Origin of the sequence: Planococcus chinensis, assembly GCF_020071995.1 — a bacterium.
Lineage (GTDB): Bacteria > Bacillota > Bacilli > Bacillales_A > Planococcaceae > Planococcus > Planococcus chinensis_A.
Genome location: NZ_JABWTK010000005.1, coordinates 149649 through 168454, shown reverse-complemented (window position 1 = coordinate 168454; position 18806 = coordinate 149649). Strand labels below are relative to the sequence as shown.

Annotated in this window: 12 protein-coding genes; 4 read left to right on the top strand and 8 right to left on the bottom strand. The window is 50.4% G+C overall.

Features of this window, described 5'->3' with window-relative positions; all coding sequences use genetic code 11:
* The first annotated feature begins 13 nt into the window (after positions 1-13).
* The 4 genes from HU147_RS10075 to HU147_RS10060 all read left to right on the top strand — a co-directional run bounded on the left by HU147_RS10075 (position 14) and on the right by HU147_RS10060 (position 4925).
* Positions 14-1192, top strand: a complete 1179-nt coding sequence (locus HU147_RS10075; RefSeq protein WP_224076103.1) for a galactokinase — start codon at positions 14-16, stop codon at positions 1190-1192.
* Positions 1193-1194: 2 nt separating this feature from the next.
* A complete protein-coding gene (gene galE, locus HU147_RS10070) occupies positions 1195-2196 on the top strand; it encodes a UDP-glucose 4-epimerase GalE (protein WP_224076102.1) in 1002 nt (333 codons plus the stop codon).
* The gene (gene galT / locus HU147_RS10065; RefSeq protein WP_224076101.1) at positions 2193-3704 is read left to right on the top strand and encodes a UDP-glucose--hexose-1-phosphate uridylyltransferase; all 1512 of its coding nucleotides are present in this window, start codon (positions 2193-2195) and stop codon (positions 3702-3704) included. The genes galE and galT overlap by 4 nt, the downstream gene beginning before the upstream one ends.
* A 123-nt stretch (positions 3705-3827) precedes the next feature.
* On the top strand, positions 3828-4925 hold the full coding sequence (locus HU147_RS10060) for an ABC transporter ATP-binding protein (RefSeq protein ID WP_176294575.1): 1098 nt from the start codon (positions 3828-3830) through the stop codon (positions 4923-4925).
* Positions 4926-5659: 734 nt separating this feature from the next.
* Here HU147_RS10060 and HU147_RS10055 read toward each other — a convergent pair.
* The 8 genes from HU147_RS10055 to HU147_RS10020 all read right to left on the bottom strand — a co-directional run bounded on the left by HU147_RS10055 (position 5660) and on the right by HU147_RS10020 (position 18682).
* A complete protein-coding gene (locus HU147_RS10055; RefSeq protein WP_224076100.1) occupies positions 5660-7690 on the bottom strand; it encodes a beta-galactosidase in 2031 nt (676 codons plus the stop codon).
* Positions 7691-7720: 30 nt separating this feature from the next.
* Positions 7721-9445 (bottom strand): glycoside hydrolase family 35 protein, encoded by a 1725-nt coding sequence (locus HU147_RS10050; protein ID WP_224076099.1) that lies wholly within the window; start codon positions 9443-9445, stop codon positions 7721-7723.
* A 68-nt stretch (positions 9446-9513) separates the two neighbouring features.
* A complete protein-coding gene (locus HU147_RS10045; RefSeq protein ID WP_224076098.1) occupies positions 9514-11724 on the bottom strand; it encodes an alpha-galactosidase in 2211 nt (736 codons plus the stop codon).
* Positions 11725-11868: 144 nt separating this feature from the next.
* Positions 11869-12696 (bottom strand): carbohydrate ABC transporter permease, encoded by an 828-nt coding sequence (locus tag HU147_RS10040; RefSeq protein ID WP_224076097.1) that lies wholly within the window; start codon positions 12694-12696, stop codon positions 11869-11871.
* The gene (locus HU147_RS10035) at positions 12693-13634 is read right to left on the bottom strand and encodes a carbohydrate ABC transporter permease (RefSeq protein ID WP_224076096.1); all 942 of its coding nucleotides are present in this window, start codon (positions 13632-13634) and stop codon (positions 12693-12695) included. Before HU147_RS10035 ends, HU147_RS10040 begins: the two co-directional genes overlap by 4 nt.
* Positions 13635-13904: 270 nt before the next feature.
* Positions 13905-15203: an ABC transporter substrate-binding protein gene (locus HU147_RS10030; RefSeq protein ID WP_053166112.1), complete on the bottom strand. Its 1299-nt coding sequence runs from the start codon at positions 15201-15203 to the stop codon at positions 13905-13907.
* Between the two features lie 142 nt (positions 15204-15345).
* Entirely contained in the window at positions 15346-17160 is a 1815-nt protein-coding gene (locus tag HU147_RS10025) for a cache domain-containing sensor histidine kinase (RefSeq protein WP_224076095.1), read from the bottom strand.
* Positions 17120-18682: a response regulator transcription factor gene (locus HU147_RS10020; RefSeq protein WP_224076094.1), complete on the bottom strand. Its 1563-nt coding sequence runs from the start codon at positions 18680-18682 to the stop codon at positions 17120-17122. The genes HU147_RS10025 and HU147_RS10020 overlap by 41 nt, the downstream gene beginning before the upstream one ends.
* Positions 18683-18806 lie beyond the last annotated feature (124 nt).

Here is an 18806-nt window from a genome sequence, read left to right as displayed (position 1 = left end):
GGGGTGGAAGACAATGATTCAACAGCACGTGGCTCAAACATTTAAAGACGTTTTCAAAACGGCGGAGAAACCGCGCTTCTTCTTTGCACCGGGGCGCATCAACTTGATCGGCGAACACACCGACTACAACGGCGGCCATGTGTTTCCGGCAGCGATTTCGTTCGGTACATATGCGGTTGCCCAAAAACGCCCGGACCAAACGCTGCGGTTCTATTCGATGAATTTTCCGGAAGAAGGCATCATCGAATGCGATTTGGGCGACCTGTCCTATAACCCGGACCACGGCTGGGCGAACTTTCCGAAAGGGATGATCCAGCAGTTTACAGGCAACGAATTTCCCATTTCTTCCGGCATGGACATCCTGTTTTACGGCAACATCCCGAATGGTGCCGGCCTCTCTTCTTCCGCTTCCATTGAAATGGCGACCGGCGTGGTGCTCGAAGGCTTGTTCGATTTAACGATCGACCGCCTGCAGATGATCCAGCTTGGGCAACGGGTGGAAAACGATTATATCGGTGTCAACAGCGGCATCATGGATCAGTTCGCCATCGGCAAAGGCAAAAAGGATGCGGCGATTTTATTGGATTGCCAAACCTTGAAGTACAGCTACGCGCCGGTTAAATTAAATGACCACGAGATTGTCATCATCAACTCCAACAAGCAGCGGACACTGGCCGGCTCGAAGTACAACGAACGCCGCAGCGAATGCGAACAGGCGCTGGAAGATTTGCGTGCGGAACTGCCCGTCACGAGCCTCGGCGAACTGACGAACGAGAAATTTGAGCAGTACCAGCATCTGATTGGCAGCGACACGAACCGCAAACGGGCGAAGCACGCCGTCTCGGAAAACGAACGGACGCTGCTCGCGCTCGATGAACTGGAAAAAGGCAACCTCAAGCGCTTCGGCGAATTGATGAACGCCTCCCACCTGTCGCTCCGGGACGACTACGAAGTGACGGGTGCGGAACTCGACCACATTGCCGAAACGGCCTGGGCCCATCCCGGCGTTATCGGCGCACGGATGACCGGGGCAGGCTTCGGCGGATGTGCGATTGCCATCGTCGAACAGGAACAAGTGAAAAGTTTGAAAGAAACAATAGCGGAAAGCTATACCGAAGCGTTTGGCTACGCCCCTTCTTTTTATGAGGCGAAAATTTCGGATGGCGCCAAAGAACTTGTAGAGGAGTTTTGACCATGACGGTTTTAGTATTAGGCGGAGCTGGATATATCGGATCGCACGCGGTCTACCAATTGATCGACCAAGGAACGCGGGTTGTTGTTGTCGACAATCTGGAAACGGGCCACCGGGAAGCGGTCCACCCGGAAGCGGTATTTTACGAAGGCGATATCCGGGACGCCGCGTTTCTCAATTTTGTCTTTGAAAAAGAAACGATTGACGAAGTCGTCCATTTTGCTGCCAATTCCCTGGTCGGCGAATCAATGGAGAATCCTTTGAAGTATTTCGACAACAATGTCTACGGAACACAGGTATTGCTGCAGGCAATGACCAAGCACGGCGTCGGGAAAATCGTCTTTTCTTCCACCGCCGCCACATACGGCGAACCGGAAGCGGTGCCGATCACCGAAACGATGCCGACCAATCCCACGAGCACATACGGCGAAACCAAGCTCACCATGGAAAAGCTCATGAAGTGGACCGGCCTTGCACATGACTTGAAATTCGTGTCGCTGCGCTATTTCAACGTCGCAGGTGCAAGAGAAGGCGCCGAAATCGGTGAAGACCACCGCCCGGAATCCCATCTCGTGCCGTTGATCTTGCAGACAGCACTTGGGCAGCGAAGCGAAATCACCGTCTTCGGCGATGATTACGATACCGCAGACGGCACGTGCATCCGCGATTACGTCCACGTCGAAGACTTAATCCGTGCGCATCTACTGGCGCTCGACTATTTGAGACAAGACGGCGACAGCGATGTCTTTAACTTAGGGAGCAGCCAAGGCTTTTCCGTCAACGAAATGATTTCCGCCGCCCGTTCGGTGACTGGCAAAGAAATCCCGGTAAAAACGGGAGCCCGTCGTGCAGGCGACCCGAGCATCCTGATTGCCAGTTCGGACAAAGCGAGAACCGTGCTCGGCTGGAATCCGGTTCATACGTCCGTTGAAAAAATCATCGAAGACGCCTGGAACTGGCATTCCAAAAATCCGTCCGGCTACGAAAAGGAAGTGTTGAAATGATCTATCAAACACTTGCCGGACTTGTCCAGAAAGCCTTAAAGATGGGACTCATTGAAGCCGCAGACAGCGATTATGCCCGCAACCAGGCGATGTACCTGCTTGGATTGCAATCATTCCCCAAAGGAGCGCTCGAACCGGCGGACGACACCATCCCGAACCTGCTCGAAACTTTGGTTGCCTATGCCGTAGAAAAAGGCGTCATCGAAGACATCTTTGACGACAAAGAAATGCTGTCAGCGAATATCATGAACTGTTTTGTCGCACGGCCTTCTGCCATCAATGCAGCATTCGATGAAAAATACGCGGAGTCGCCGGAAGCGGCAACGGATTATTTTTACGAACTGAGCCAAAACAGCAACTACATTCAAATGAACCGCATCCGGAAAAACATTTCTTATAAAGCGGATAGCCCGTATGGCGAAATGGACATTACGATCAATTTGTCTAAGCCTGAGAAAGATCCGGAACAGATCAAGCGCGAACGCAAGATGAAACAGACGCTCTCTTACCCGAAATGCCTCTTGTGCAAGGAAAACGTCGGCTACGCGGGGCGCATCGGCTACCCGGCACGCGCCAACCACCGCGTCGTTGAGGTGCCGCTTGCCGGTGAAAACTGGTATTTCCAGTACTCGCCTTACGTCTATTACAACGAACACAGCATCCTGCTTTCAGAAGAACACCGCGACATGAAAATCGACCGCAATGGCTTTGAACGCCTGCTTGCCTTTACCGAACGCTTCCCCCATTACTTTGTGGGCTCGAATGCGGATTTGCCGATTGTCGGAGGCTCCATCTTAAGCCACGACCATTACCAGGCCGGGCGCTACGAGTTTGCCATGACCAAAGCGGAAGATGCGTTTGCCTTCCCATTGGCCGCCTATCCGGACATCGCGGCATCCGTCGTGAAATGGCCGATGTCGGTGATCCGCTTGAAAGGCAGCGACACCGGCAGCCTCGTCGATGCAGCGGACGAAATCTTGCAGAAGTGGAAAACGTACTCGGATGAAAAAGCCGATGTACTGGCGTTCACTGGCGACACGCCGCACAACACCATTACGCCGATTGCGCGAAAACGCAGCGGACTGTTTGAAATCGATTTGGTGCTCCGAAACAACCGCACGACAGCGGAACATCCGTCGGGGATTTTCCATCCGCACGCAGATGTCCATCACATCAAGAAAGAAAACATCGGTTTGATTGAAGTAATGGGGCTTGCCGTTCTGCCGCCCCGCTTAAAAGAGGAACTGGCGGAAATCGAGGAATTCCTGCTCGGCAATGCAGACAGCGTCTCTCCTCCCCATCTGGACTGGGCTGAACAGTTGAAAGCAGAATACGGCACGCTTTCCCAGCGCGCAGAAGCGGAAGCGCTCCTGCAAAAAGAATTGGGCAAAAAGTTCGTCCGCATCCTTGAAGACGCCGGTGTATTAAAAGAAAAAGAAGCATTCGACCGGTTTATCCAGACTTTGAATCAACCCGCAGCAAGCGGTTCGATCAACGGAATCCGCTGACATTGGTCAAGATGCACGAAGACTCCCCAGATCTTTGTGCATCCTTGCCATTACCGGAATATCGGCTATACGGTATACTTTTACTAGTTAATGAAAGCACTTACACACATTGGAGGGACTCAAATGGCAGGCTTGAATTTAGTGAACATCAGAAAAGAATACGAAAAAGGGGTTGTATCCGTACAGGACTTCAACCTGGAAATTCGCGACAAAGAGTTCCTCGTTCTCGTCGGCCCTTCAGGCTGCGGAAAATCAACGACACTCCGGATGATTGCCGGCCTTGAAGACATCACACAAGGCGACTTGTACATCGGCGACAGACGCGTCAACGACGTCTCGCCGAAAGACCGCGACATTGCGATGGTCTTCCAAAACTATGCCCTTTACCCGCATATGAGCGTTTACGACAATATGGCGTTCAGCTTGAAGCTGCGCAAAATGAAAAAAGACGATATCAAATCACGGGTGGCGAATGCGTCGAGCATTCTCGGCCTTGATGACTATTTGGACCGCAAGCCGAAAGCCTTGTCGGGTGGACAGCGCCAGCGTGTTGCTTTAGGCCGTGCCATCGTCCGAGACGCGGAAGTGTTCCTGATGGATGAGCCGCTCTCCAACTTGGATGCCAAACTGCGTGTGCAGATGCGTGCCGAGATCCAGAAGCTGCACCGCCGCCTGCAGACGACGACCGTTTATGTGACCCACGATCAGACTGAAGCGATGACGATGGCGACACGCCTTGTGGTTATGAAAGACGGCTTTATCCAGCAAGTCGGATCGCCGAAAGAAGTTTACGACTTGCCGGACAATATGTTTGTCGGCGGCTTTATCGGTTCGCCGTCCATGAACTTCCTGCGCGGAAAAATCGTCGGCGATTCGTTCCTGATGGAAGGCATCAAAGTGCTTGTGCCTGAAGGAAAACTGAAGACTTTGCGCGACCAAGGGTACGCCGACAAAGAAATCATCCTCGGCATCCGCCCGGAAGATATCCACGATGAGCCGTTGTTCCTGCAGCATTCGCCGCAGACGAAGATCGTTGCGTTTGTCGAAGTGTCGGAATTGATGGGATCGGAAATCGTCCTGTATTCAAAAGTGAACGATCAGGACTTCATCGCCCGTGTGGACGCCCGCTTCAATGTGCAAGCCGGCCAAACGATCGACATGGCATTTGATATGAACAAAGCCCATTTCTTCGATATTGATACGGAGTTGCGCATTAAATAAGCTTGTTGAATATAAAGTTCCTTCTATATTGAAGAGGTTGCTCTAAAGTCATTTTAAATGACAAAGGGGCAGCCTTTTCAACGCGTTGAAAAAGCTATGACTTTTAACCGATATTCCGCAAACGAGCTGCGCTTGCCGCGGGCTCGCGCCCAAGCCTCCTCGTTCGCTACGCTCCCTGCGGTGTCTCGGTCGTCTCGCTTTCCCGCAGGCGTCTCCGCTGGTTTGCTCCATATCAACAGTGAACTGTTAATAAAAAAACAAGCTACGATAGATTGTAGACAAATTTTAGATATGATGCAGCGATGCATAAACCAACCGGACCGGCCACTTCGCTTTCCGTGGCCGGTCCGGTTGGGGTGTCTATCCTTGATTCGATAGTGAATGTTAATCAGATTGAAGCTTAAACAGACAACTCAAGAGGAAAAGTGACACCTCTGGGTAGCCTCCACGCTGAGGATCCGGAGTGAAAGCCGGCGACTCCTGCGGGACAGCGAAGGGCCGAAATCCACTCGGGACGTTAGTTCCGAGTGGATTTCGGCGCGAGCCCGCGGAACGCGTCCGGCTGAAACGAAGGATCCGGAGAAGACAGCTGCTTTCCCTGGCTTCTTGCGAAAGCTATGCCCCAAGCGTCCGAGCGGTCATCCCAAATACAAAAAATAGAAAAAGGCAGTCCCAAAAGCCGCTAACACCGACTTTTCAGGACTGCCTTTAAATTTGTTCTGCTTATTAACAGTTTACGCCTTCGCTAAAATCAAGACGCCTTTTGGTTCCAACCCAACCGTTCCGCTCACTTGCTCATTGGACAGCAATTCCTTGTACGCGCTATCCCCTAGCTCGATCGCTGCTTCTTCGTTGTTGTGGTTCAGCACGAACAGGTAGGTCTGCCCGTCTTTCACACGTTCCGTTGTTTCCACGCCTTCCGGTACGGCAAGCAGCGGTTCGACGCCGGCTTCTTCGCACACGGTCTGCAGGAAGTCGACCAGGAAGTCGGCATCCGGGCTTGACGCCACGTACCAAGCTTTCCCTTTTCCAAACTGGTTGACGGTCAGGACCGGCATCCCTTTGTAGAAGTCGGAGCCGTATTCAGCAACGGCTTCAGCGCCTTCTGTGTGAATCAGGTCAAACAAGAGGTTGCATGAATAGCTGCCGTTCATCTGGCCGCGGGTATCTTTCAAAACGATTTGATTCGTTTCGTCCGGATGAAGCGCATCGATTTCCTCTGCCCAAATGCCGAGGACGTTGCGCAATTCGCCCGGGTATCCGCCGAGCGTCACGATGTCGGTTTCATTGACGATGCCGCTGAAGAACGTAGTCAGGAACGTACCGCCGTTTTCGACGAAGCTTTCAACTTTCGCTGTGTAGCCTTCTTTCACCATGTACAGAACCGGTGCAATGACGACATCGTATTGGCTCAAGTCTTCTTCGACGCCGATCATGTCGACTTGGACGTTCAATTTATAAAGCGCGTCGTAGTATTTATGGACTTCGTTGACATAGTCGAGCGATACGGACGGTCCGCTAGACAGCTCCACTGCCCATCGGTTTTCCCAGTCAAAGACGATGGCGACTTTGGCGTTGACGCGTGCATCAAGCAGCGTATCCCCTAACTGGTTGAACTCTTTCCCGATTTGCGCCACTTCATTGAATACCCGCGTGTTTTCATGGCCGACGTGTTCAATGACCGCACCGTGGTACTTCTCGCAGGCGCCGACAGAACGCCGCAATTGGAAATACAGGATGGTGTCTGCCCCGCGGCCGATTGCCTGATAGCTCCATAAGCGCATGACGCCGGGACGCTTCAAGGAGTTGTACGGCTGCCAGTTTTGCTGGCTCGGCGTCTGCTCCATCAGCATGAATGGCTGCCCGCTCTTCAATCCGCGCATCAAATCGTGCGTCATCGCCGTGTAGCTGAACGGCGTATCGATGGCCGGGTAGTTGTCCCACGACACGACGTCCATTTCTTTTGCCCATTTGAAGTAATCGAGCATCGGGTATGTGCCCATCAAGTTGGTGGTGATCGGCGTATTCGGCGTGTGTTTCCGGATGGCGTTGTACTCCAGTTTGTAGCAGTCCAACAGGCTGTCCGACTGGAAGCGGCGGTAATCGAGCGAAATGCCCTGGAAATCAGACTCATTGTTTTCGCGTTCTTCGCTCAGCATGTTCGGCGGCACGATTTCGTCCCATTCGTAGAACGTGTGGCCCCAGAATCCGGTGTTCCATGCTTTGTTCAGCTTTTCCAGCGTGCCGTATTTGTCGCTCAGCCAGTTTTGGAAAGCGGTTTGGCAATTGTCGCAATAGCAGTAGCCACCGTACTCGTTGGCCACGTGCCAGATCAGGACTGCCGGATGGTCTTTGTAGCGCTCCGCCAGTTTCTCGGCGATTTTCTCGGAGTATTCGCGGTACGTCGGGCTGTTCGGGCAGGAATTGTGGCGGCTGCCAAATTTCCGTTTTCTGCCGTAGAAATCAACGCGGAGGACATCCGGGTATTTTTTCGCCATCCATGCCGGATGCGCTGCCGTGCTTGTCGCGAGGCACGTGTAAATGCCGTTTTCGTAAAGGCGGTTGATTTTCTCATCAAGCCAGTCAAAATTATAGGTCTCTTCATCCGGCTGGTTCAGCGCCCACGAAAAAACGTTCAAAGTCGCTACGTCAATTCCCGCCAGTTTGAACATGCGCACGTCTTCGTCCCAAATTTCCTGCGAATCCCATTGTTCCGGGTTGTAGTCCCCGCCGTGCCAAATTTTCGGCAATTTCTCGTTAATCATGTGATTCCATCCCTTCTATCTCATGCCCGGTCATCCGAGCTTTGGCTGGTCCAGCAATTGGATTTGGTCGGTCGTGGTGTTTTCAAGTTCCAGCACGACCACTTCGTTGTTTTCTTTTTTCAGCAGTGGTCCTGGCACATACAGGCGCTGCTGCGGCCCGGCTGTGTTCCAGTAGCGGCCGAGGTTGAAGCCGTTGATGAAGACATTGCCTTTCGTGAAGCCTTGCGTGTCGACATACGCATCGAGCCCTTTCGCTGCATCGAACGTGCCGCGGAAAAATTTCGGGAATCGCTCTTCATTGCCGATCTGGTAATCAAGCGGCAAGCGGTCCATTTCAATCTTGAACATTTCCCAGTTAAAGAAATACTGTTCGCCGAGCCACAGGTTTTTGAGCAGACCTTTTTGGTCGGTCAAATGCTCACCGTAATTGGCGCGCCCCATATTCTCCACCAGGATCTCCAGCGTGTTGACTCGTTCCGGGAAATCCAGGACAAGCGCTTTGTCTTCGTCATTGATGTACGTCGTTGCGGCGTAGCGGCCGTTGATGTAAATGAAACCACGGTCGCGGATATTGCCTGAATTCATTTTCAGCTCGCCTTGGCGGTTGACGGTCGTGCGGTACAGCGTATAGCCGTAAGCCTGGCCAATGTCTTCCATCGGGAGCGGCACAATGTGCTCGACTTTTTCGCTGATACTTTCCAAGACGTCAAACAAACTGACGCTTTCCGTTACGTTCACAGTTCCGTATTCCGTTGTCGTCGGTGTCTCTTCAAAATCCGCCGGCACTTCGGTATATGTGCTCAGCACCCTTTTGACGGCTGTGTATTTTTCGGTAATCGCGCCGCCTTCGGTCAGCAAGCTGTCGTAATCGTAGCTCGTGATGGTCGGGTAGTAGATGTCGTAATGGTTCGCGCCGTTCATGAAGCCAAAGTTCGTGCCGCCGTGGAACATATAGAAATTGACCGAAATGTTCTTGTCCATGATTTCCTTAAAGACGGCCGCGACATCGTCGCCGCTTCGCACCGTGTGCTCGCCTGACCAATAATCAAACCAGCCGATCCAGAACTCGGCCACCATCTTCGGCGAACCCGGTTTGAAGGCTTCGAGCGCGTCGAACGATTCATCCACCCGGGAACCGAAGTTCAGTGTGGTCGTGACATCCGGAAGCGACCCTTGCGTGATGAAATCCGGGCCGTCTGACGTGAACAGGAATGTATCGAGCCCGTGTTTTTCGTACTGGTCTTTGTAGAAATCCAAGTAAGCCAAATCATTGCCGTAGGCGCCGTATTCATTTTCAATCTGCATGGCAATGACCGGACCGCCGGTTTGGTACAGGTGCCGCTTGAATTTCGGCAACAGGACGGCGAAATAATCTTCCACGTGCTTCAGGAAAGACGGGTCGCTGCTTCGCATGACGAGCCCTTTGTCTTTCAGGAGCCAGGACGGCAAGCCCCCCATTTCCCACTCTGCGCAAATATACGGTGCCGGACGCAGGATCACGTAAAGCCCTACTCGTTGGGCAAGCTCGATAAACCGTTCGATGTCCGCCATTCCGGAAAACTGGAATTCGCCTTTTTTCGGTTCGTGGAAGTTCCACGGAATATACGTTTCAACGGTATTCAGCCCGAGCGCCTTCAACTTCTGCAAGCGGTCTTCCCACTGCTCCGGCACTGTCCGGAAGTAATGGATGCCCCCCGATAAGATCTGGAAAGGCTCTTCTTCGAAATAAAACGATTCGTTTTTAACAGTCAGCACATTGACGCCTCCTATGTATGCCGGAATGCAGGTTTGCCGTCATGGATCTTGCGCAAACCCGGTTCCGGTTATACTCGCTTAACTTTGTAGACGACTGAAGAAAAATCAGCCGGATGTTCATTCAGGCGGTAGCGGTTCAGCTGCAAGCCGGCTCCCATCAATTCGTCCCCGTAAAATGTCGCATCGAGCCCTTCGATCGTATACTCGAACTCAGGGTTCAGCCCTTTAAAGAACACGCGGGAAAGCCCCGGGTTCGGGGTCGACAGGACCTGGTAATAGCCAAGCAGTGCTTCGCTTTGGTCATCTGACACCACCAGCCAGCTTGTGCGGTTGCCGTCTTCTGCAAACGGGTTTTCAATCCGGTAAAACTGCCCTTGCTGGATCAGCGACCGGTTTTCTTTGTAGAACCTGATCTGCTCTTTCACTTGTTCTTTTTCCTCATCTGTCATCATCGTTACATCCAGTTCGTAGCCGAAAGCGCCAAAATACGCAACGTTTGCGCGCGTTTCCAAACTTGTCACACGGCCCACTTGGTGGTTCGGCACGGCAGAGACATGCGCCCCCATCGACGAAACGGGGTACACGAGCGACGTGCCATATTGGATCTTCAACCGTTCCACGGCATCGGTATCGTCGCTCGTCCATCCTTGCGGTGCATAATGCAGCAAGCCCGGATCAAAGCGGCTGCCGCCTCCTGCACAGGATTCGAACAAGACATGCGGAAATTCCGAAGTCAACCGCTCGTACAGCGAGTACACACCCAGGATGTAGCGGTGCGCCACTTCCCGCTGCCGGTCTGCCGGATGTCCAAGCGACCCGACTTCCGTCATGTAGCGGTTCATGTCCCATTTCACGTAGGAAATCGGTGCATCCCGCAGGACCTTCGCCATCAAACCATAGATGTAGTCGACAACTTCCTGGCGGGAGAAATCCAACACCAGCTGGTTTCTGCCATGCGACATCCGGCGGTTCGGCACGTGGATTACCCAGTCCGGATGCGCGTTGTACAAGTCGCTCGCTTTTGACACCATTTCCGGCTCAAACCACAAGCCGAATTCCATCCCGAGGCCTGTGATGGCTTTTGCCAATTGCGTGATGCCGTTCGGCAATTTGCGCTTGTCTTCGAACCAGTCGCCGAGCGAACTCGTGTCGGCATCGCGTTTGCCGAACCAGCCGTCGTCCAGGACGAACAATTCCACACCGAGCTCTTTCGAAGACTGCGCGAGTTCAAATATTTTCTGTTCATTAAAATCGAAATACGTCGCTTCCCAGTTGTTGATCAGCACCGGACGTTCCCGGTCGCGCCATTTCCCGCGTGCCAAACGAGTGCGGTACAGCCGGTGGTAAGTCTGGCTCATGCCGTTCAAGCCCGCGTCCGAATACACGAGCACCGCTTCCGGCGTCTGGAACGACTCCCCGTTTTTCAGGAGCCAATTGAAATCGAACGGATTGATGCCGATCATCAAACGCGCCGTGTCGTAGTGGTCCACTTCGACCTGCGCCAGGAAATTGCCGCTGTAGACTAGGCTTGCGCCGTAGACTTCGCCTTGGTGCTCCGTCGTTTCCGGCCGCTTTAATGCCAGAAACGGATTTTGCTGGGCACTGCTCGTCCCCCGTGTGCTCGCGATGCTTTGAAGCCCCGGCACCAGCCGGCGGTTTTTGATATGCCGCTCCCGTGCCCATGCCCCCGACAGCTGCACCATCTCAAAATTGGCATCCGGCAAATCGATGCTGACGCTCAGCGCCCGCGTCAAGTTGACATCCGCCTCGCCGTAATTGATAAAACGGGCCGAGCGGGAAATGGCATCCAGTTCTTCAAAAACGGTGTACGACAGCCGGACTTCTACGTCGATTTCTTGATCGTATAACGTAATTTCCAAGGTCGTCGCTTCCCCGTCGTTTTCCGCATAAGTGGCCGGCAAGCCTTCCAGCTTTTCTTTGCCTCCGAAAATCCGGTGGTCCTGGTAGACAAAATCGGTGATGCGGCTGCCGCCTTCTTGCAGTACTTGATAAGCGGGCTCCCGGAAATCTGTCGTTCCGTATGCCGGATACTCCTGTTTGACGAGATCCAGCGAAAAAACCAAATCTCCTTCTGTCGTGCAGGCAGTATTCGGCGTCGCTTCCACATGGAACAAACGCTCGAACGATTCCCGGTGGCGCAATTTCTTTCCGTAGTAAAGCTGGCCCAACTGGCCGTTTTCCATCACGCTAAAAATATAGCTCGTTTTCTCGGTTTGCAGGTGAAACTCCCGTGTGGAGCCATTGTATAAAATCGGCATACTATACCTCCTCGTAATAAAACAGATCAAGCGGACTTCCTGGTTTCCTTAATTTATTCGCTTACTAAAATCACTGTGTTTTTCGTGTTATTCAATATGTATCAAAATAGCTGCGCCCGCCTGAGGCAAGTGCAGCTATTTCATTTAACCCTTAACCGATCCCATCATGCCGGCTACAAAGTGTTTCTGCATCAGGAAGAATACAAGCGCTGTCGGCAATGTCGCGATGACAATCGCCGACATGATGACGCCGTAGTCAGGCGAGTAGCTCGAACCCAAATTGGAAATCAGCAATGGAATGGTCCGTTTTTCCGGTGATTGCAAGATGACCAAAGGCCATAAGTAGTTGTTCCAGCTGTTCATGAACGTGATGATCGCTGCTGCGGCATACGTCGTTTTCATCGTCGGCATGTAAATCCGGAAGAAGACGCCGATTTCGCTCAAGCCATCAATTCTTCCCGCTTCCACCAAATCTTTCGGAAACATTTTCGTGTTTTGGCGGAAGAAAAAGATGAAGAACGCCGTAGTCGCTGTCGGCAAAATGACCGCGCCGAGTGAGTCGATTCCGAAAAGCGGCGCCGTGTCGCTGATGCTGCCGAACATGCGGTACAAGGGAACCATGATCGCCGCAAACGGAATCATCATCGACAACAACAGGATGTTAAAGATGATGTCTTTCCCTCTGCTGCGGTGGATTTCAAAACCATAGCCGGCAAGCGATGCCAGCAATAGCGTCAATACGGTCGTGATGACCGCGATAATTGTCGAGTTGACCAAGGCCGGAACCATGTCCACCGATTCAAACAGTGTAGTCATGTTTTTGATCAAATGGGTGCCTGGAAGCAAACGGCCTTTTGTCACATCCGATGATTTATTGGTGATGCTGACGAGCATCCATAAAAACGGGAAAATGGACACAATGGCTGCAAGGCTTAGAAACACGTAGATAAAAACTCTTTTGATGTTCTTCATTTCTTCTCACCCGCCACTCTGAATTGAATAATCGAAAGAATTACCACTAGAATCACAATGACGTAAGAAACGGTCGATGCATACCCGAAGTCAGGCGTGTATTCGAACGAAAGGTTGTAGATGTATTGCGAGATTGAAATCGTCGCATTACCAGGTCCGCCGTTCGTGATGTTGACGATTTCATCGAAGATCTGCAACGTACCGATTGTCGACGTGATCGAAGTGAACAAAATGATTGGTTTCAACATTGGCACGGTAATCTGGAAAAACTGCTGGATGGAGTTTGCTCCATCAATTTTTGCTGCTTCGTAGATCGATTTATCAACGTTCTGCAAAGCCGCCAAATAGAAAATCATGTTGTAGCCTGTCCATCTCCACGTGATGGCGAGAATGATGACCACTTTCGCCCAAAACGGATCGGCCAGGAAGTTGATCGTTTCGGAAATAAAGCCGAAATTGAGTAAAAACACGTTGATGATGCCATCCACACCAAACAGGTATTTAAAGATGACCGAATAGGCAACCAGTGAAGTGACACACGGCAAGAAAATCGCGATTCTGAAAAAGCCTTTGAATTTCAAATTGGGATCATTTAACAGAACCGAGAAGAATAACGCCAATACAATCATCAATGGAACTTGAATCAGCAGATAAATTGATGTATTGGTTAGCGCTGCGATAAACGTCGGATCGCCGAACAATCGCTGCCAGTTGGCCAATCCTACATACTCGAGGTTGCTGCCCATCCCGGATTGGAACGATAAAAGAAAAGCTTGGACCATAGGGTAAAAGTTGAAAATCGTGATGGCAATGACTGAGACAATGACAAACAACCAACCGACTTTTTTCCTGAAAAATACACCGGTTTTTTCGCGTTTTGTTTCTTTATAGCGCAGCGGAAGATCCAGTTCGTCTTTTTTTGTAGCTTGCTGGTTCATGTTTCTCATTCCTCCTATAAGAAAAGCGCAAGCGCCCATGGAGCTCCGACAGGCTTAATGCACTTCGCGCAGGAAATTCTGATTCCCGAAGGGAAGTGATTTAAGACCCCGAGGGGCTGGGCGCTGGAGTCTGGACACCGATTACGCAATTCTGATTTCTATGCTTCTCATCATTTTAAAAAAACTTGAGCTGCGCCTGGCTGGCGAGTGATAAAGCACTTCGACCAGTCCATTAGCGGCAACTCAAGGCTTTATTGTTTTCCCGTATAATTATTTAAGTTGTGCTTCCGCTTGCCCTTGAACATTTTCAAGCACTTTTGTAAGCTCTGTGCCTTTTAGGTAGTCTTGCATCCCTGTAACCAAAATGTCTTCGATGGCATACGTGTGAAGGCCATAGTTGACGCCAGGAATTTCATCTGTCCATTTCGAGAAGTCGGTGATGATTTGCTGTCCGCCGAAGAATTCGTCTTCCACTGCATAAGCGTCGCCTTCAGCTGCTGCTGAGTAAGTTCCAAGAGCGCCGATGTCTTTTACAAGTGTCTGGTACAAGTCAGCATTTGAGCCGAATGTGTTCAGCATGAAATCTGCCGCTTCTTCTTTGCCGTCTACGTTTAAGATGTACCACGAGCTTCCGCCCAAGTTAGATGCGTTGACTGCGCCTTCCATATCCAAACGCGGCATTGGCACAACTGCCCATTTCCCTGATTGTTCTGCTTCTTGCTTGATGCTTGGCGTGATCCAGTTTCCTGTTGGTACGCTGGCAACATCGCCGCTGTTGAATGCGCCGACAAACTGGCTCCAGTCAGAAACGATTTTCCCAATGTCTGCGTCCATCATCTTTTTGTATGTTTCGAATGCTTTCGCAAGTGTTTCGTTTCCTGCAAGGTTCGGTGTTGAACCATCTTCTTTCACGTACCAAGAACCGTTCGTCTGAATCATCATGCGGATTTGGCCTAAATCGTTCGGATCCAATGTCAGCATGTTTTTGCCTGTTGCTTCTTTTACTTTCTTGCCGATTTCAATGTATTCGTCCCACGTGATATTTGTCAGATCTTCTGCTGTATAGCCTGCTTGCTCCAAGTAGTCAGTACGAACGTACAATCCGGCTACACCTGAATCGAATGGCAATCCGTATTGTTCGCCGTTATGGCTTGTCGTCGCAATTTTGTAATCTGCAAAATCTTCCGGGTTAATAACGTCTGTCAACGGATGGAATGCATCCGGATAAGCCTGCAGGAAACTTTGTGCACGGTAATCTTCGATCAGGACAATGTTTGGCATCCCTTTCGTCGTACCTGAGCTAAGCCCTGTGTTAAGTTTTTGGATGATGTCGTCTTGTGCATTTTCAATGATTTTCACTTCGAAATCGCCGTCACCGTTATATGCTTCTTTTGCTTTTTCAAGCGCTGCAATATTGAATGCCGGATCCCAAGCCCAAGCTGTAATGGTATCTGCGCTTCCTGCACCTTCTGCACTGCTTCCGCCGCTTGCTTCTTCATCCCCCGAAGAACAAGCTGCCAATACAGCCAATCCAACCAGCAGCACGAGCATAAGATAAAATTTCTTCATCAAAAATCCCCCTTTTTGTAAGCGCTTTATTTTGCACCTTTCATACAGTATAGCGGCATAAAAAAAAAGATTGTTAGCACAATCTTTAGGTGTTCCTTTGAAAATTTTTAGATATTTCAAACTTGCGAGATAGTTGGTATGACTATTCTTGGATTCTTGTAATTTCGTTGGATTTTGGAGCCGGATCCAACTTTTGAACAGGCAATTCCACTTTCACTTTTGTCCCTTCGCCTTTGACGCTTGTAATTTCTACGCCGTATTCTTCCCCGTAAATCATCTGGATGCGTTCATGGACATTGCGAATGCCGATGCCGCTGAAAAGATGGCGTTTCTCTTTGATGTCTTCTTTTGTGTGGTCGCCTTTTATCTCCATGCCGTCGCCGTTATCCACGATTTCACAGACCAGGCTGCCGTGTTTCTGCGACACCAGAATTTGGACGAAGCCTTCTTTTTTCTCGTTGAATGCATGGAAAAAGGCATTTTCGATGAACGGCTGCAAAATCAATTTCGGCAGCTGGCAATCCAGGCAGTCCGGCGAAATGAAGAAATTCACTTTGATGCCATTGCCGTAGCGTGCCTGGTTGATCAAGACGTAGTTTTTCAGATCCGTTATTTCCTGTTCCACGGTGATGGTTTGGTCCACATTGCTGAGTGCATTTTGCAATAACGAAATCAGTGCATGGATCATATCGGTCGCTTTTTCCTGCTTGCCTTGCTGGACCATGAATTTGATGGAAGCCAGCGTGTTATACAGAAAATGCGGGTTGATCTGATGCTGCAGCGCCATCAATTCCGCGCTGCGCTGCTTTTGTTCAGCTTGGACGACCAAGTCTACATATTCCTGCAACTCGTTGAGCATGTAGTTGAACGCGTTGGCAATTTTCTTTGCCTCGTAGCCGCCGGTTTCAGCAACCGGCTTGTTGAAATCGTATTTGGCGATTGTCGAGATTTGTTTGACCAGCCGGCTGATTGAATTGGTCATCCGCCGCGAGATGATGAACACGACGATGACAGCGAGCAAGACGATGCCCAGGCTGATCAGCAGGATTTCTTTGGTGTTGATCAAATTTTCCAGCACTGCGTCTTTGTCCACCAGATTCACCAAATACAAATCGAAGGTCGGCAAGTACTGCGACATCAGCAAGTAATCGGTATCGAACACCTGAACATCTTTGAATTCCACTTCTTCGTTTTCAACTTCTTTTGCCATTGACAAAAGTTCCGGTGTTTCCTGCCCGATCATTTCTTCCTGGTTGCTGGAAACGATTTTGCCGGTTCTGTCGACAAGCAGCACTTTGTTTTCCGTGCTCGTATACCCCTCGTAAAGCTCTTTCCAATCCTCTTCGCGGATCGGGAAATACAGCACGCCGTAAATTTCGCCGGTCGACCGTTCCATCAGCGCTTTTGTCGCCACAAGCATCGGTTTGTCATTGAAAGAAGTGGACGGCATAAATTGATAAAGCAACCGGTTTGGCTGTTCGATTGTGGATTCGGTAATCGGATGGTTTCGCAGCACTTCCCAGGAAACCGGCCAATTCGAATAATTCATATTGTACAAGCGCTCATTTCGCCCCAGCACAATCATATTGGCGTCATATGCTTCCACCGTCGGGTAAATGCGTTCGATCTGCCGGCTGATGTCGTGGTAGGATCTGGACGTTTCAACTGCGCTTTCGTTTTGCTGGGTCAGTACCCTTTTAATGGTGCCGTTGTTTTGCACTTCGTTCATCGCATTGACGATGGCGAAGCTGTAATCTTCAAACCTTATTTCAATCTGCTCCAGCGCTTTCGTATTGGAAATGCTGAACGTGTCCATAAACAAATTGGAGGACATGCGGATGGAACTGAAAGTGATCAATAGCGAGACCGCCACGATGCTGGTCACCATGATCAGGAACATCTTAATGAACAGGCTGTTATTTCTTAAGATGAGAAACGCCTTTTTCTTCATTTTCATGCTGGGCTTGGATCTCCTTTCGGTAACTGCCTGGAGACATCCCGGTAATGCGTTTAAACACCTTGCAATAATAACTGTGTTCCGAATACCCGACCATGCCGCTGATGTTTGAAATCGAGACGGTGCTGTTTTCTAAAAGCTCCATCGATTTCTTGATCCGGACGCGGTTCAAGTATTCGCTGAACCCTTCCTTATGGTGCGTGCTGAAATAAGACGACAAGTACGAGGCATTAAAGTGAAAATGGCCGGCAATTTCCGACAGCCGCAGCGGTTCTGTGAAATGCTGTTCGATATAGGCGAGAATGAGATTCAGGTTTTTGGCCTGTTCGCTTCCCTTGTCTTCTGAAAGCAGGATTTCACGCACTTCCCCAAGAAAGCCATTGAGCTCATCCAGTGCTTCGTTTACATGAGCGGCTTCGTTGATGTTCGTGAAGTAGCTGTATTTTTTTTGCTCGAGTTCCTGGATATCGTATTTCATCGTATCCAGCAGCACAATGGTATTGAAAACGACATTGCCTAAAAACGACTTGAATTCAAAACTGTCGTTGCTGTAACGCCCTGCCAAGTAATCGACATGGTTTTCCAGATAGGTAAACGCCGCATTGAACAAGCGGTCTTTGAACATTTCGATAAAGTGGTTCAAATCAAAAGTGGCTTGTTTTGCCTTTTCTTCCGGCAGCCCATCAAACGTAAAGAAGTTCTGCTCCGGCAAGTAAAACAAATACTTTTTCATTATCAATAGGTTTTCATCATGCACTCTTTTCAAATCGCCGATGCCATCGAACGGCTTGCCCAGCATCCACACGGCATCCCGGTTTTCGCTTGCCAGGGTTTCGACGGCTTGTTTGATCCGTTCCAGCTGATCGGGATTGAAATTAAACAAAAGCAGCACACCGGATTCGCCCGAATCCAGCACGAAAATGGACGCTTTTTCAGGCACGGCGCGCTCGAAAGCCACTTTCAGTTGAGCGCGGTCAAGATTTCCCCTGTGTACGCTCGCCAACATAAACCGGCTTCCCGTGAAGGCTGCAGACAAGCTATCCAGATCTGCGGACGGGCCATATCCGAGAATCAGCTGCTCCAACACTTCCTCAGTTGAGCGTTTCGGTTCTATCAATGATGCGGCGTGGTGCAGATCCGGAATCCGGCTCGCTGCCTTGTTTAAGATCCGCAATAATTCAGGGCCATTCAATTTCGGCTTCAATATATAATCAGCAACTCCGTTTTGGAACGTCGAACGCACATAATCGAAGTTTTCAAAACTGCTCAGCACAATGATTTCGATATCCGGAAATGCCAATTTCGCTTCTCTCACCAAATCGATGCCGTCCATAATCGGCATGACGATATCCGTAATGACAATATGCGGAGAAAATTCCGCGATCATCTGCATCGCTTCTTTTCCGTTTGAAGCTTCTCCGACAATTTGAAATCCTTCTTGTTCCCACTCGATGTAATTGATGATTCCCTGCCGGATCAGCATTTCATCATCGACAATCAGAACTTTGCATGCTTCTCCCATGAACGTGCCCCCTTCGCATTTAACCCTTTAGACATCCATTTTTTCTCTCTTTGTGTCGGGTAAACCGGTGTTCACTCGCATTAATCTACAGACATAGTATCACTTTTTTATGGCACAGTGTCGA